Annotated in this window: 13 protein-coding genes; 4 read left to right on the top strand and 9 right to left on the bottom strand. The window is 46.4% G+C overall.

The genetic code is table 11. The annotated features are described in order from the left end of the window. Positions 1 to 32 precede the first annotated feature (32 nt). The gene (locus Q0307_RS00985) at positions 33 to 875 is read left to right on the top strand and encodes a sulfurtransferase (protein WP_298655144.1); all 843 of its coding nucleotides are present in this window, start codon (positions 33 to 35) and stop codon (positions 873 to 875) included. On the opposite strand, the gene tilS is transcribed toward Q0307_RS00985, so the two are convergent. From tilS to murA, 6 genes are all read right to left on the bottom strand, one after another. Then, positions 872 to 2,143, bottom strand: a complete 1,272-nt coding sequence (gene tilS / locus Q0307_RS00990) for a tRNA lysidine(34) synthetase TilS (protein ID WP_298655146.1) — start codon at positions 2,141 to 2,143, stop codon at positions 872 to 874. The genes Q0307_RS00985 and tilS overlap by 4 nt on opposite strands. Before the next feature lie 2 nt (positions 2,144 to 2,145). After that, positions 2,146 to 3,102, bottom strand: a complete 957-nt coding sequence (locus tag Q0307_RS00995) for an acetyl-CoA carboxylase carboxyltransferase subunit alpha (RefSeq protein ID WP_298655149.1) — start codon at positions 3,100 to 3,102, stop codon at positions 2,146 to 2,148. Positions 3,103 to 3,215: 113 nt separating this feature from the next. Further along, positions 3,216 to 4,514 carry a histidinol dehydrogenase gene (hisD, locus tag Q0307_RS01000; protein WP_298655152.1) on the bottom strand — a complete coding sequence of 433 codons (1,299 nt, stop codon included), beginning with the start codon at positions 4,512 to 4,514 and terminating at the stop codon, positions 3,216 to 3,218. 7 nt (positions 4,515 to 4,521) lie between these two features. After that, positions 4,522 to 5,589 (bottom strand): 3-deoxy-7-phosphoheptulonate synthase AroG, encoded by a 1,068-nt coding sequence (aroG, locus tag Q0307_RS01005; protein ID WP_298655154.1) that lies wholly within the window; start codon positions 5,587 to 5,589, stop codon positions 4,522 to 4,524. 5 nt (positions 5,590 to 5,594) lie between these two features. Continuing rightward, entirely contained in the window at positions 5,595 to 6,233 is a 639-nt protein-coding gene (hisG, locus tag Q0307_RS01010) for an ATP phosphoribosyltransferase (protein ID WP_298655157.1), read from the bottom strand. Positions 6,234 to 6,236: 3 nt separating this feature from the next. Continuing rightward, positions 6,237 to 7,496, bottom strand: coding sequence for a UDP-N-acetylglucosamine 1-carboxyvinyltransferase (gene murA, locus Q0307_RS01015; protein ID WP_298655160.1), 1,260 nt, complete (start codon positions 7,494 to 7,496; stop codon positions 6,237 to 6,239). 706 nt (positions 7,497 to 8,202) lie between these two features. Between murA and aqpZ the strand changes: the two genes are divergently transcribed. The 3 genes from aqpZ to Q0307_RS01030 all read left to right on the top strand — a co-directional run bounded on the left by aqpZ (position 8,203) and on the right by Q0307_RS01030 (position 11,327). Then, complete coding sequence (gene aqpZ / locus Q0307_RS01020; protein WP_298655163.1) at positions 8,203 to 8,928, top strand: aquaporin Z; 726 nt, start codon at positions 8,203 to 8,205, stop codon at positions 8,926 to 8,928. A gap of 161 nt (positions 8,929 to 9,089) precedes the next feature. Continuing rightward, positions 9,090 to 10,205, top strand: coding sequence for an agmatine/peptidylarginine deiminase (locus tag Q0307_RS01025; RefSeq protein ID WP_298655166.1), 1,116 nt, complete (start codon positions 9,090 to 9,092; stop codon positions 10,203 to 10,205). 18 nt (positions 10,206 to 10,223) lie between these two features. Next, positions 10,224 to 11,327 (top strand): agmatine/peptidylarginine deiminase, encoded by a 1,104-nt coding sequence (locus Q0307_RS01030; protein WP_298655169.1) that lies wholly within the window; start codon positions 10,224 to 10,226, stop codon positions 11,325 to 11,327. Positions 11,328 to 11,383: 56 nt separating this feature from the next. Here the strand turns inward: Q0307_RS01030 and Q0307_RS01035 are convergent, their stop codons facing one another. The 3 genes from Q0307_RS01035 to htpG all read right to left on the bottom strand — a co-directional run bounded on the left by Q0307_RS01035 (position 11,384) and on the right by htpG (position 15,284). Further along, a complete protein-coding gene (locus Q0307_RS01035) occupies positions 11,384 to 12,646 on the bottom strand; it encodes a HAMP domain-containing sensor histidine kinase (RefSeq protein WP_298655172.1) in 1,263 nt (420 codons plus the stop codon). Next, on the bottom strand, positions 12,630 to 13,298 hold the full coding sequence (locus Q0307_RS01040; protein WP_298655175.1) for a response regulator transcription factor: 669 nt from the start codon (positions 13,296 to 13,298) through the stop codon (positions 12,630 to 12,632). The genes Q0307_RS01035 and Q0307_RS01040 overlap by 17 nt, the downstream gene beginning before the upstream one ends. A gap of 96 nt (positions 13,299 to 13,394) precedes the next feature. Beyond that, positions 13,395 to 15,284 carry a molecular chaperone HtpG gene (gene htpG / locus Q0307_RS01045; protein ID WP_298655178.1) on the bottom strand — a complete coding sequence of 630 codons (1,890 nt, stop codon included), beginning with the start codon at positions 15,282 to 15,284 and terminating at the stop codon, positions 13,395 to 13,397. Between the last annotated feature and the right edge of the window lie 117 nt (positions 15,285 to 15,401).

Raw genomic sequence — 15,401 nt, forward strand, 5'->3', positions numbered from 1 at the left:
CATTGACTTAGCTCAACCCCTAGTGAAAGCCTATGTATAAAACTTTAATCAACACCCCAAACTTAGTCGCAAGACTGGGGCAAAAAGATCAGATTATTTTTGATTGTCGCTTTAATTTAGCCGATCCCTCAGCAGGAGAGCAGGCTTATCAAGCAGGCCATATCCCTGGCGCTTTTTATCTGCATTTAGATGCTGACCTCTCCTCCCCTATTCGGGCTGATACCGGACGGCATCCCTTACCGGATATAAAAAACTTTGCTAATAAGCTAGCAGCTTATGGCTTAAATAGAAACACACAAGTATTTGTTTACGATGATAATAGTGGTGCTTTCGCAGGGCGTACTTGGTGGTTGTTGCGTTGGTTAGGCCATGAAGCAGTAGCAGTTTTAGATGGGGGTCTCACAGCTTGGATAACGGCTGGTGGTGTTTTGGAGCAAACCCAAGCACATAAGCCCGAGCAAGTAGGCAATTTCCAAGCTCAAACTCAACCTGACTATTTTCTGACGACTGCAGTTCTAAGTCAGCCACATCCTTATCAACTCATTGATGCGCGTAGTGCAGAACGCTTTCGTGGAGAACTAGAACCGATTGATCCGATTGCAGGGCATATTCCCGGAGCGCTTAACCACCCTTTAACAGATAATTTAAGCAATGGTCAATTCAAATCCCCAGAAACTCTTAAACAAGAATGGGAAGCTAAGTTAGCAGGTAAGTCTGCCCGTGAGATTGTGCATATGTGCGGTTCGGGAGTAAGTGCTTGCCACAATTTACTGGCGATGGAAATCGCCGGCTTAAGCGGTTCACGTCTTTATGTAGGTTCGTGGAGTGAATGGATTCGTGATCTAAAGCGACCGATTGCAACTGGAGATAGTTAAGGCTTTGGATAGATGCCCACAACTAGACGCAATTCGTCACCTACATAAACTAAAGGTATCCGCTCCCGCTCCCAAGGCGGGATACCTGCGGTTTGGAACAAATGCTTTAATTCTAAGGAGTAGCCTTGCTCTCTCTGCAAACGCTCCCCTCCTTGGCGAAAGCGTACCGTAATGGGTAGACCTTGAGCTTTCGCTTGTTGCTTTAAGGATGACACTAATATCGACTTACTCAATCCACAGCCTAAAGAATCTAGATAAAAATCCTGCTCCCAATGTTCCCAAACCCAAACTTGGGTAGGATCATGTGGGCTTAACGGCTGTAAGGCATATAAATCATCACGATAACGGCGTAGTTCGCAGCTTTGCCATTTCACGCAAGGCATGGCATCACTAGACGCCGCCAGAACATCCATCAAAATAGATTGTAATTTTTTCGCTGCAGGCAGAGTAAATCCTAATTGTTGCAGCCAGTGGCGAATCAGAACCTTTTGCATCAGCGCATCGACCGCGTTTAAAGCTCGCACTGACAAAGTATGGGGACGACTACCCGCAAATTGTGGTAATTGTTGGGCCAGTAACTGTGCTAAAATCTGCTGCTGCTCTGCTTGCCAAGCAGCCGCACGACTTAAAGTTTGATTAGCCGCTGGCCAGCGTATTTGTAAACGGGGCAGGATTTCATGGCGCAGGTAATTGCGATCAAACTGGGTTTCAGCATTCGTCGGATCTTCCACATAAGGCAATTGATAAAGCGCGGCGTAAGCCTCTAATTGCACACGACTAAAGGCTAACAAAGGACGACCCAGTTTACCTAAACCTAAACCACGCACCCTTGGCATCGCTGCTAAGCCAGCTCCTCCACTACCACGTAAAGCATTTAACAAAAAAGTTTCCGCTTGATCATCCTGATGATGTGCAGTTAGCAACATCTCATCCGCAGCTAAGTGGGCACTAAACGCTTGATAGCGTGCTCGACGCGCTATAGCTTCTAGGCTTTCACCTACTACAGGTTTCAGGTTTAAATAGATGACGTTTAAAGGCAGTTTTAAACCAGCGCAAATGTGCCAAGCATGCTCTACCCAAGCCTCCGCAACAGCTTGTAAACCATGATGAATATGAATGGCTGCAAATTGAAAACGCTGCGGGTACTGTGTGTACAGGGCTGCACAGGCATGCAACAACACGTGCGAATCGAGACCACCGCTATACCCGATATAATATTTGTTAGCCGGGTGAGCTTCGAGGAAAGAAAACACACCCTCCTGAATCATCCTTAAGCTTCTTCGTATTGACCAAAGCTCAACAAACGCTGATAACGTTTTTCTAAAAGCTTGTCGATATTCATGGCTTTTAATTCACGTAAATTGGCTTCGAGGGCTTCGCCAACGGCTTGGGCAGCAACGGGCATATTTCGATGCGCGCCCCCTAAGGGTTCCGGAATAATCTGATCAATTAAACCCAAAGATTTCAAACGATCCGCAGTAATACCCATTGCATCGGCCGCATCCGCTGCTTTCTCAGCACTTTTCCACAGAATCGATGCGCAACCTTCCGGAGAGATGACCGAATAAGTTGCATATTGCAGCATCATCACACGATCACCAACCCCAATCGCCAATGCTCCACCTGACCCACCTTCACCCACTACGGTACAAATAATCGGGGTACGCAACTGCGCCATTTCATACAAATTACGGGCAATTGCTTCACTTTGTCCGCGTTCTTCCGCACCAATTCCCGGATAAGCACCGGGGGTGTCAATAAAAGTAATAATCGGTAATTGAAACTTTTCCGCCATCCGCATTAAACGCAAGGCTTTGCGATAACCTTCTGGGCGCGGCATCCCAAAATTACGTTTAATATTTTCGGCAGTATCTCGGCCTTTTTGATGACCAATCACCATAATCGACTGCCCACGGAAACGCGCAATCCCACCCACAATCGCATTGTCATCTGCAAAGGCACGATCACCATGTAATTCAGTAAAATCAGTGAATAAGGCTTTGACTAAATCCAAAGTATAAGGGCGCTTCGGATGGCGAGCTAATTGAGAGATTTGCCGTGGAGTGAGTTTCGCGAAGATAGAACGGGTCAGGGTTTGTGCTTTTTCTTCTAATTTGGCGATTTCTTCACTGAGATTGATCTGCGTATCGTCTACAAAACGTAGCTCTTCAATCTTGGCTTGTAATTCGGCAATCGGCTGCTCAAAGTCGAGAAAATCCGGATTCATTATATATAAAAGTCCTGACCAATTAATAACTTGTAGTAAAGTGCTAAACTTTCAGCAGCAAGGTAGGCGTTTATTTTAACTGCCCTGACGCCCACATGCACTGTTTTATCGCATTAGTGTTGAATACGATACTCTGCTGAATTCGCGTGCGCGATTAAACCTTCCCCGCGTGCGAGTACCGAAGCAATCTTGCCTAAATCATTCGCACCTTGAGCTGAACAATTAATTAAAGACGAGCGCTTTTGGAAATCATAGACCCCTAAAGGACTAGAGAAGCGAGCTGTGCGTGAAGTTGGCAGGACATGATTAGGGCCTGCACAGTAGTCACCTAAAGCCTCAGCCGTATAGCGCCCCATAAAAATAGCACCGGCATGGCGAATCTCTTTGAGTAAAGCTTGGGGATCAGCAACTGATAACTCTAAATGCTCTGGCGCAATATAATTCGCAACCTTGGCCGCCTCTGCCATATCTTGCACCTGAATCAATGCACCACGCGCCGTCAGTGAGGTCTTAATAATCGCTTGACGTGGCATGGTTTGCACCAGCTTTTCAATACTTGCCTGCACCGCTTGAATAAAATTCGCATCTGGCGAAACCAGAATAGCTTGAGCATCCTCATCGTGCTCAGCTTGTGAGAATAAATCCATCGCAATCCAATCAGGATCGGTTTGCCCATCACAAACCACTAGAATCTCGGAAGGGCCGGCGATCATATCAATCCCAACCGCACCAAACACCATACGCTTGGCGGTCGCGACATAAATATTCCCGGGCCCGACAATTTTATCCACTTGTGGAATCGTTGCCGTACCATAGGCTAACGCTGCAACCGCTTGTGCTCCACCTATTGCAAACACGCGATCCACACCGGATGCAGCAGCAGCGGCCAATACTAACTCATTCACGTCCCCACCAGGGGTTGGCACGACCATGATTAACTCAGGCACGCCCGCTACTTTAGCGGGAATCGCATTCATCAATACAGAAGAAGGGTAAGCAGCTTTACCACCGGGTACATATAAGCCTACACGATCTAAAGCAGTGACTTGTTGGCCTAATAAAGTACCATCTGCCTCCGTATAAGACCAAGACTCCAGCTTTTGCCGCTCTGCATAGCGACGAATCCGTTCTGCAGCTTGTTGCAAGGCAATACGTTGATCGGTAGGTAAATTATTTAAGGCGGCCTGCAAACGTTCTGGAGCAATTTCTAGTTCTTGCATGGAACTAGCCTGCATGCGATCAAAGCGGTTCGTGTATTCGACCACAGCTGCATCGCCACGGCTACGCACATTTTTGATAATTTCATTGACGGTACTAAATACCGCCTCGTCAGAGACGCTTTCCCAAGCCAATAAAGCATCGAGTTGTTGCCAGAAACTTTGATCTTGGGTGGATAATTGTTGAATCTTCATGACTAATCTATGCCTTTTTAGTGCGGCGCACGCGTACTGCTTCCGCTAAGGTATTCAATACCCGCTCAGTCGTTTCCCAATTGATACAAGCATCGGTAATACTTTGACCGTAAACCAACTCCTCACGCGCTTTACCCTCGGCTTTTTGGTTGCCTTCCACTAAATGGCTTTCAATCATCACACCGCAAATAGCGCGCTGGCCTTCTGCAATCTGATCAGCCACATCGTGGGCGACATCCACTTGGCGACGATAATCTTTGCAACTATTGGCATGACTAAAATCGACCATCAAGTAAGGCGGCAAACCTTCTTTACACAATTCAGCCACGGTACTAGCTACACTACCTGCATCATAATTTGGCTCTTTACCACCACGCAAAATTACATGGCAATCTTCATTCCCACGGGTAGCAAAAATCGCGGTATGGCCGTCTTTAGTCACTGATAAAAAATGATGCGGGCGCAAAGCAGCAGCGATCGCATTGATAGCAATATTGACATTGCCATAAGTACCATTCTTGAAACCAATCGGGCAGGAAATTCCTGAGGACAATTCGCGGTGGCCTTGGCTCTCGGTAGTACGTGCGCCAATCGCCCCCCAACTGACTAAATCAGCTACATATTGTGGGCTAATCAAATCAAGGAACTCAGTCCCTGCTGGCATACCGATATTAGCTAAATCTAATAAGAGTTTGCGCGCAGTGCGCAGACCTTTATTGATATGGAAGCTATTATCCAAATCAGGATCATTGATCAAACCTTTCCAGCCGATGCTCGTGCGCGGCTTTTCAAAATAAACCCGCATAATAATATGTAAATCTTTATTCAGGGATTTACGCAGCTCAGACAAGCGTTGTGCATAGTCCATGGCGGCATCCACATCATGAATTGAGCAAGGTCCTACCACCACCAATAAACGATCATCACGGCCATGAATAATTTCATGCGCCTGTTGACGGCCTTTATAGACTGTCTCACTAGCCACTTGATTCAGCGGCAACTCCTCATGCAAGACTCGAGGGGGAACTAATTCATCCACGCCAATAATCCGTAAGTCATCGGTTTGATATTTCATTATTACTACTTCCTCTGCGCCACTACTGACTGAATCTGGGTCAATAGCTCTTGAATGGAGTCGTGTTTTAGTTTCATTGCTGCTTTATTCACTACTAAGCGCGAGCTGATGTCCGCCATATGTTCAAGCGGCTCTAAGCCGTTAGCTCTTAAGGTATTTCCCGTATCGACCAAATCAACAATACAATCAGCCAACCCCACTAAAGGCGCTAATTCCATTGAACCATACAGCTTGATAATGTCGACCTGCCGCCCTTGACTAGCAAAATAGCGCCGTGCGCAATTCACAAACTTAGTCGCGACTTTTAACTGGGTATCCGGCAAAGGACGATCCGCAAACCCTGCCACCATTAATTTACAATTGGCGATTTTCAGGTCGATCATCTCATACAGACCGTCACCCCCATGCTCCATCAGCACATCTTTACCCGCTACCCCTAGATCAGCCGCACCATATTGCACATAAGTTGGTACATCAGTGGCTCGAATAATCACGATTTTTACATCATCGCGACTAGTATCAAGGACTAGTTTACGGCTGGTTTCAGGATCATCTAAAGGCTCAATGCCTGCAGCTCGCAATAAGGGCACTGTATCTTTAAAAATCCTTCCCTTAGAGAGCGCAATGGTTAGCGTTTTATTCATTACTTAACCGTTTACCCGCTGAATATTAGCGCCCAAACCAACCAGTTTCTGCTCAATCCGCTCATAACCACGGTCAGTATGATAAATACGATCCACCGTTGTTTTACCTTGTGCCGCCAACCCCGCTAGAATCAGGGAGGCTGAGGCACGCAAATCCGTTGCCATCACCGGTGCTCCTTTCAGAGAAGGCATTCCTGCTACAATTGCGGTATTCCCTTCCAAGCGAATATTGGCGCCCAAACGCATTAATTCCGCCACATGCATCATGCGATTCTCGAAAATAGTCTCGACAATCACCCCAATCCCTTGTGAACAGGCATTCATGGCCATGAATTGGGCTTGCATATCGGTGGGGAAAGCTGGATAAGGGTCGGTGCGAATATCCACCGCTTTTAAGATACGTCCACGCATATCCACTTCAATCCAATCTGCACCGGTTTGCACTAACGCACCAGCTTCGCGGAATTTGTGCAGAACGGCATCTAAAGTATCTGGTGCTACCTTGGTAGTGCGCACTCGACCACCGGTAATGGCAGCAGCAGCTAAGAACGTACCCGTTTCAATCCGGTCAGGCAGTACCGTGTAATCAATTCCCTTGAGGCTGCTGACACCTTCAATGATTAATTTATCCGTACCAATACCACGAATCTTCGCACCCATTAAGTTCAAGCAATTGGCTAGATCCGTAACTTCAGGTTCGCGAGCAGCATTTTCAATAATCGTTTCGCCTTCAGCAAGCACTGCAGCCATCAGAAGATTTTCAGTGCCGGTGACACTCACCATTTCCATGACAATATGCGCACCCTTCAAACGATCCGCACGGGCACGAATATAACCTTCTTCGACTGTCACTTGCGCACCCATCGCCTCTAAACCAGCGATATGCAAATTGACCGGACGAGTCCCAATAGCGCAACCGCCGGGCAGGGATACTTCTGCTTCTCCGAAACGGGCGACCATCGGGCCTAAGACCAGAATCGAAGCACGCATGGTGCGGACTAATTCATAAGGAGCGCTAAAACGCTTGATGCTGCTGGTATCGGTATAGATATTATTCTCAGCATCGAAACTAACCTGAACACCCATACCTTCAATGACTGCCGCCAAGGTCTGAACATCTTTCAAGCGGGGGACATTGCGAATCGTCATGGGTGTTTCAGCCAACAAGGTAGCGGCTTGCAAAGGTAGAACAGCATTTTTTGCACCCGAAATGATTACTTCGCCGTCAAGGGCAATTCCACCTTCGATTATGAATTTTTGCATGGTTAGGCTAGTCCGTCTGCTTGTCCAAGAGCTGAGTATCAGCGAAAGGATGGCATAATATCGAAAAAATGCTGCAGGTTCACATGGAATCGAGACTTAAAGGCTTAAAATTCAAAAAATTTGATCAGAACAAGACCTAATCTTCAAACTTTTAGCCTTAAACCCACTAGCTCTCTCAGAGCCTTATCAGCTTTGCAGTACCTTAGCCTGCCCAAAAATACCGCTTAATCCAAATCCTCCACCACTAACAGCAAAAAATCTACCACTTATCTTGTTGCTTTTAGCAGGAACTTAGATTGCCACCTACTCTAGTCAGCAAGGATTAGGATGCAGCATGAGTAAAACAACGGGGAAATAAAAATGCATCTTGATCCTAAATTTTATTTTTTAAATAATAAATTATACCTATTGACTTCCAATTTTTAATAAAAATCATCAATCAGCACTTACACATTAGAGGCTATTTGTGAATTTTCACCACTTTTGAGCTGACGGTGCTATCTACTTGTATCTTGAGCACATTCTAATCTAAACCATCTCAAAAACTAGCTGGCAAGCCATTTCTAGGTAAATTTAATTTGGTTTTTCTGTCAGTCTAGCTTATATACAAGAAGCCAGCTATCAAGCAACAACAAGAACAGCTAGCGGTACATCGTCACTAAAACCTACATTATTTAATCAATTAAAATACATTAAGGAGCTTGCTATGAAGCGTTATTTGGCTGAACTAATCGGCACGTTTTGGTTAGTTTTAGGTGGTTGCGGGAGTGCAGTACTCGCAGCGGCTTTCCCTGAGGTCGGTATTGGTTTAATGGGTGTGTCTTTAGCCTTTGGCTTAACTGTACTCACTATGGCTTATACCATCGGACACATTTCTGGCTGCCATTTAAATCCAGCGGTTTCGATTGGCTTATGGACGGGTGGTCGTTTTCCGACTAACCAACTAGCTCCCTATATTGCTGCACAAGTATTAGGTGCTGTGTTAGCAGCAGCTATCCTCTATCTGATTGCTAGTGGCACAGTAGGTTTCGAGGTGGCTAAAGGCCTTGCATCTAACGGTTATGGTCAGCATTCACCAGGAGGTTATTCTTTAGTATCTGCCCTAGTGATTGAAATCGTGATGACTATGTTCTTTTTGATCATCATTATGGGTGCAACTGATGAGCGCGCTCCCAAAGGCTTTGCACCGATTGCGATTGGTTTAGCTTTAACTTTAATCCATTTGATTAGCATTCCGGTGACTAATACTTCTGTGAATCCTGCGCGTAGCACTGGGGTCGCATTATTTGTGGGTGATTGGGCTGTGGCTCAATTATGGTTGTTCTGGCTTGCGCCTATCGTAGGTGGCATTTTAGGGGCGGTAACCTATCGCTTTATCGCTAGCGAAGCACCTACTGTTGAACACTATCAAACTGTTAGTGATAATCCTTAATCTGTTCTTTGAACTAACAATTCCCTCTGTATATAACGGAGGGGGTTGGATACCCCTGACCGATTACGCATAAAAATTACTTCAACTCTGTATCAGCTAAATATCAGCTTTCCACAGTACGCTGAGTCTCATGACTAACCAAGTTGATGAGAACTAAGACCATGAAACTACCTTACTGGCTGACCCGCCCACTTACCACTGCCATTTTTTGTACGTTGAGTTTGACCACTATGGCTACCGTCCATGCTGCTACCACGATGCCCGATGAAACTGCCCTCCATGACAGTACTTGGCTGCAATGGCCTCATCAGTATACTTATGGTTTGAGCTACCGTAACCGACTGGATGCTACTTGGGTCGCTATGACCAAAGCGTTGGTACAAAGTGAAAAAGTTCGCATTGTGGTTTACAACGATACCGAGAAAAAACGCATTCAAAGCCTGTTAGCCTTGGCGGGTGTTCCCTTGAATAGTGTGAGCTTCTTGATTAGTAAGACCAATGATGTTTGGGTGCGCGACAATGGACCGATCTTTGTAAAAGATGACGCAGGCCGCTTACAAGTGACTGACTGGGGGTTTAATGGTTGGGGTGGTGATACACCGTATACCCTAGATAATACGGTACCTATAGCCGCTGCCCAACAGTTGGGTTTACCAAGGATAGACCTAAATAAGATTGTCTTAGAAGGAGGTGCATTTGAAGTGGATGGTCAAGGAACATTCCTAGCGACCCGTAGTGCTATCCTTGAGGCTAAGCGTAATCCCAATCTAAGCCAAGCAGCTTTGGAACAATACTTAGCGACTCATTTAGGGGTAAGCAAATTCATTTGGTTGGAGGGTGCACCCGGTGGCAAAGAGGACATTACTGATACTCACATTGATGGTTTTGCCCGCTTCGGTACACCCGAGACCTTAGTGACTATGAGTACATCTGACCTGCAATACTGGGGTATTTCCACGGCTGATATTAATAAAATAGCCTCTGCCAGTAATGTTTACGGAGTACCTTATCAGAAGGTGATCTTGCCCCTGACTACTAAAAACGTAGTCACTACTTATGGTAATAATCTAGGTTACAAAGGTTCATACGTAAATTACTATGTCGGCAACAGCGTCGTACTCGTCCCTGAATACAAGGATAGCAATGATAGTGTTGCCAGAAATATTCTCCAAGCGCTGTATCCCACGCGTAGCATTGTAGGTATCGATGTACGTAACCTCTACGCTAACGGCGGCATGGTGCATTGCGTCACTCAACAACAGCCGTTTGCCAACTAATGAATCGGAGATAATTTGATGATCAACCGCCGTCAGTTCCTCAGTTCCAGCTTGCTACTGGGTGCAGGTAGCTTATTCAGTATCCCCCGCCTTGGCTTGGCTGCGTCCCCCAACACCGGCTGGCGGATGCCTGATGAGGGCGAACCTCATCTGCGTACCTGGATGGCTTTTGGTGCATCCAAAGCTATCTGGGGCAGAGACTTGCTCCCCGAGGTACGCCGCAACCTCGCCACTATCGCCACGACCATTGCTCGCTATGAGCCTGTTTCTATGCTAGTCCGCGAGAAGGATGAGGCCATCGCCACTCGTTTATTGGGATCTTCAGCCGTCAAGTTGATCATTTCTCCCTTAGATGATTTATGGATGCGCGATACAGGGCCGGTATTTGTTCTTAATACAAACGGTGAAAAAGCTGGCGTGAACTTCAACTTTAACGGTTGGGGAGAAAAGCAAGCCTTTGCTCGTGATGCTAAGGTAGCGCCTTTAGTGACAGCAGAAGCTGATGTGCCTATGCTGGAAACTCGCTTAGTCCTTGAAGGGGGTGGCATTGAAGTGGATGGTCAAGGTACTGCGATCATCACTGAAAGTTGTGTATTAAATGCGAATCGTAATCCGGGTGTTAGCAAGGCAACCTGCGAAGCTGAATTGAAACGCTTACTCGGCTTAGAAAAAATCATTTGGTTACCGGGTATCAAGGGAAAAGACATCACCGATGGACATACCGACTTTTACGCGCGTTTTGCGAAGCCCGGCGTAGTCGTAGCAGGCTTTGACCCTGACCCCAAATCCTTTGATCATGCAGTCACCAAACGTCACTTAGCCATCCTCAAAACTGCTACCGATGCACAAGGCAGGCAGCTAGATATTGCGGTGATGCAAGCACCCAAGAAAGTGAGGGAGCGATATGCTAATGATGAGTTTGCAGCGGGCTATATTAATTTCTATGTGTGTAATGGTGCAGTGATTGCGCCTGAATTTGGTGATGCCCAAGCAGACCAAGCAGCACATGACACTTTAAAAACACTCTTTCCCGGTCGGGATATTGTGCAAATCAACATTGATGGAGTAGCAGCAGGCGGTGGAGGTATTCATTGCACCACTCAACAAGAACCTGCTGTTTGAATAAAAAACACTATACTCTAGGCTCGATAACCAGCTACCTGCAGGTAGCTGGTCTTCTATGATTGAAACGCATGAAAACTCACCGTCACTCGTGCTCCACCCTCTGGCTTATTTTCTAAGCGCAAGATCCCACCATGTAGCCTGACGATCATATTGACAATAGCCAGTCCCAAACCCGAACCGCCTTGTGAGGGAGAAATCACGAAATCGGTTTGCTTACGCGCTAACAGAGCAGCGGGAAAACCAACACCCTGATCCTCCACCGTCACTTGCCCGTTAGCCACCCGAACCTTGATGAGAGGCTTGCTTGCCTGAGAACCATACTTACGCGCATTTTCTAATAAATTCCGCACCGCTACACTGGCTAAGCGTGGATCAAGGTGGATAATACTAGTGCTAGCCTCCAACAAGACTGAGTCATCTTCAGGTAACAGGCTTTCAACCAACAAATCAAGGCGTACTGCTTGACGTTCTAGCGTGGTTCCTGCATCCAGCCTTGCAAACAGTAGTAAATCTTCCAAGGTATGGCTGGCGGTACGCAAGAGACCCTCCATGCGCGTTAAAGCCCGTTGAGGTGCTTCATCACCTCGTTGTGCAGACTCACAGATACCTCGCAAAGCAGCTACAGGAGTACGTAACTCATGAGCAGTGGCTGAGAGAAAACGCTCACGCTGGCGTAATGAAGCCCAAGCAGGGCGCAAACTCCAATAGGTCAAACCCAAGCCAACTAGCAGCCCCACAACTCCTAACCCTAACGCCGCTAGCACAATACGATGGACAAATGCCTGATAAGCAGCCTCTCCGGGTAGGGGGTCAGCCACCACAATTACCATGGCTTTGGGAGCTGTTTCAGTCATCTGATCTGAATAGGTTGGAATTGCATACAAACGATAAGCAGCAGCCTGAGCATCTACACCATTGAGATAGACCTTACGTTTTTCTCCCATCACTGCCGAATGCAAAAAACTGAAATCACTTAGAGCAAAACGTGGCTTAGATGGTGCAAGATGATGAATAGGAGTTGTTGCAGGTTCTACCACCCAAATATCGTAGGGTGCGGGATAGACATCCGGTTCAAGCTTTAGTAATTCATCATGAAAGACCCCTTGTGCGTCAAACCAAGTGAGTCCATAGACGGTAGTAGCATACAAGGCTAATTGCGTGTCTAGATCGGCATCACGCCGTTCCGCTCGCAAATCAATCGCTACCTTAGCCAACACGGCCATGCCCAACAACCAAGCTAGACTCCAAGCTAACAACAAGGGCAGACCTAGCCGCCACCATTGCTTCCACTGACTTTTACTAATCAAACGCATCATCTAACTGATAGCCTAAGCCGCGCACTGTCTTAATTAAACTGGGCTCACCTAGCTTACGCCGTAATGAAGCGATGATAGTTTCCTCAACATTAGAACCCGGAGTTTCCAATGTGTCCCACCCATATTCAAGAATATCATTCCTAGAGACGGCACGCCCTTTACGCACGGCGAGTAGCTCCAACACAACATACTCTTTAGGACGTAGAGGTATCATTACCCCTGCCCTGCGTACCTCATGCCGCCCACTATCCACTTCTAAATCTGCAATTCGCAAAATGCTAGCACGTGGAGGAGAACCGCGCCTTGCGAGTACATTCACTCTTGCCAGCAACTCATCCATTGCAAAGGGTTTCACTAGATAATCGTCCGCACCTGACTCTAAACCCTCCACACGATCTTGCACACGATCAAGTGCTGTGAGTAACAATACTGGGCTACGTTGACCCGCTGCGCGCCATTCGCGCAGCAAAGCAATCGAGTCACCATCCGGTAGCATCCGATCAAAAATGATCACGGCATATTCGGCATTCTGTAGATAAGTGCGTGCCTCACGCAGACTTGCCACTTCATCAACACTGTTACCGACAGCCCGTAAGCGCCGTGCAATCGCTGCACGTAGTTCGGCATGATCTTCTGCAAGTAAAATGCGCATGGCAATATCCTAGAGCAACTGGTTTTAACCTACATAGTAGCCATAAACAAACGCCCTCTTTTGAGGGCGTTTTTCTTTCCAAACTCAGCTTGAGGCTTAACCCATCGCCAACATCAGCTTATTCAAACGATGAACAAAGCCTGCCGGATCTTCTAACTGGCCACCTTCTGCCAAAATCGCTTGATCCAATAACACACTCGCCCATTCAGCAAAGCGCTCGTCATCCGTTTCAGCCTCCATGCGTGCTAATAAAGGATGACTTGGATTTACTTCCAAGACTGGCTTCGTACTAGGCATTTCATGACCGGCTTGTTTCAAGAGGTGCTGCATATATAACGCCATATCATGCTCGTTCAAGACAATACAAGAAGGTGAGCTAGTCAAGCGATGCGAAACGCGTACATCCTCTACTTTGTCTTTGAGTGTGTCTTTAATCTGATTAATCAGATTTTTAGACTGCTCTTCGACTTTTTTCTGCTCCTCTTTATCCTCTTCGCTGTCCAGTTTGCTTAAGTCTAAAGCACCTTTAGCCACGGATTGCAGTTGCTTGCCTGCAAACTCATGCAGACTATTAGTTAACCACTCATCCACTCGATCCGACAGCAATAAAACTTCAATACCTTTTTTACGGAACACTTCCAAATGCGGGCTATTCTTAGCAGCGGTATGCGAATCGGCAGTGATATAATAAATCTTCTCCTGCCCTTCTTTCATCCGGCTGATGTAGTCTTCCAGTGACACGGTTTGATCGGCACTATCAGTTTGCGTCGAGGCAAAGCGCAGTAATTTAGCCACCTGCTCACGGTTACTGAAGTCTTCACCGGGGCCTTCTTTTAGAACACGCCCAAATTCCTTCCAGAATTTTTGATATTTTTCTGGCTCGTCTTTTGCCATGGTTTCCAGTAAGCCCAGCACTTTTTTCACTGAACCGCTTTTCATGGAATCAATGATTTTATTGCTTTGCAGAATTTCGCGGGAAACATTTAGTGGCAAATCGCTAGAATCAATCACGCCACGCACAAAGCGCAGATAACGCGGCATTAAATGTTCGGCATCATCCATAATGAAGACGCGCTGCACATAGAGCTTGATACCGTGTTGCTGTTTTTGCTCATACAGATCAAACGGCGCACGTGAAGGCAGATATAAGAGCGAAGTATATTCTAAGTTACCCTCAACCCGATTATGTGACCATGCCAAAGCATCTTCCCAATCGTGGGAGATATGCTTATAAAACTCTTGATATTCTTCATCTTTGATTTCATTTTTGGAGCGACGCCATAAAGCATTAGCTTTATTGATCACTTCCCATTCAGTACTGGTTTGACCTTCTTCTTCAGCCGTTTTCAGCATTTTCACCGGTAGTGGAATATGGTCAGAGTATTTACGGATAATTGAACGTAAGCGCCAGTCATTGGCTAAGCCCTGCTCTTCTTCTTTTAGATGCAGAACAATTTCAGTACCGCGGGTTTCTTTAGTAACAGTTTCTAAGCTATAGCCTGATTGTGCATCCGATTCCCAGCGTACTGATTGATCTTTCGGCAAGCCAGCACGGCGGGTAGTTAAACTCACTTTGTCAGCGACAATAAAAGCTGAATAGAAACCCACCCCAAATTGACCGATTAAATGCGCATCTTTTTTCTGGTCGCCCGTGAGTTTTTGTAAGAAATCTTTAGTGCCAGAGCGGGCAATCGTACCGATGTTGCTGACGACTTCATCGCGATTCATGCCGATGCCATTATCGCGAATCGTAATGGTGTGTGCGGCGCTGTCGAACTCGACTTCAACACGCAAATCACCATCATTTTCATACAAACTGTCATTGCCAATCGCTTCAAAGCGTAGTTTGTCGCAGGCATCCGCCGCATTCGAGATCAACTCGCGCAGGAAAATTTCCTTATTGGAATACAGCGAGTGAATCATCAAGTGCAGCAGTTGGTTCACTTCCGTTTGAAATTGTAAATTCTCTTTTGCAGGTGCACTCATGGATGCTCGTCCCTCTTGTTAGTTTCGATGTGAATGCGCCATAGATGGGGTAAAAGTATCGGATTTCAAGAGTAAAAAAAGCACTTGTTTATTTCCATATTTCAACTATTATTGAAA

This window comes from uncultured Thiothrix sp. (genome assembly GCF_937873765.1).
In the GTDB taxonomy this organism is placed as follows: domain Bacteria; phylum Pseudomonadota; class Gammaproteobacteria; order Thiotrichales; family Thiotrichaceae; genus Thiolinea.

Excerpts from the sequence above, each read along its gene's own strand:
- Q0307_RS01030 (WP_298655169.1), top strand. The coding sequence starts at position 10,224 with ATGATCAACCGCCGTCAGTTCCTCAGTTCCAGCTTGCTACTGGGTGCA.
- Q0307_RS01035 (WP_298655172.1), bottom strand. The coding sequence starts at position 12,646 with ATGATGCGTTTGATTAGTAAAAGTCAGTGGAAGCAATGGTGGCGGCTA.
- Q0307_RS00995 (WP_298655149.1), bottom strand. The coding sequence starts at position 3,102 with ATGAATCCGGATTTTCTCGACTTTGAGCAGCCGATTGCCGAATTACAA.
- Q0307_RS00985 (WP_298655144.1), top strand. The coding sequence starts at position 33 with ATGTATAAAACTTTAATCAACACCCCAAACTTAGTCGCAAGACTGGGG.
- Q0307_RS01040 (WP_298655175.1), bottom strand. The coding sequence starts at position 13,298 with ATGCGCATTTTACTTGCAGAAGATCATGCCGAACTACGTGCAGCGATT.
- htpG (WP_298655178.1), bottom strand. The coding sequence starts at position 15,284 with ATGAGTGCACCTGCAAAAGAGAATTTACAATTTCAAACGGAAGTGAAC.
- aroG (WP_298655154.1), bottom strand. The coding sequence starts at position 5,589 with ATGAAATATCAAACCGATGACTTACGGATTATTGGCGTGGATGAATTA.
- hisD (WP_298655152.1), bottom strand. The coding sequence starts at position 4,514 with ATGAAGATTCAACAATTATCCACCCAAGATCAAAGTTTCTGGCAACAA.
- tilS (WP_298655146.1), bottom strand. The coding sequence starts at position 2,143 with ATGATTCAGGAGGGTGTGTTTTCTTTCCTCGAAGCTCACCCGGCTAAC.
- murA (WP_298655160.1), bottom strand. The coding sequence starts at position 7,496 with ATGCAAAAATTCATAATCGAAGGTGGAATTGCCCTTGACGGCGAAGTA.
- Q0307_RS01025 (WP_298655166.1), top strand. The coding sequence starts at position 9,090 with ATGAAACTACCTTACTGGCTGACCCGCCCACTTACCACTGCCATTTTT.
- aqpZ (WP_298655163.1), top strand. The coding sequence starts at position 8,203 with ATGAAGCGTTATTTGGCTGAACTAATCGGCACGTTTTGGTTAGTTTTA.
- hisG (WP_298655157.1), bottom strand. The coding sequence starts at position 6,233 with ATGAATAAAACGCTAACCATTGCGCTCTCTAAGGGAAGGATTTTTAAA.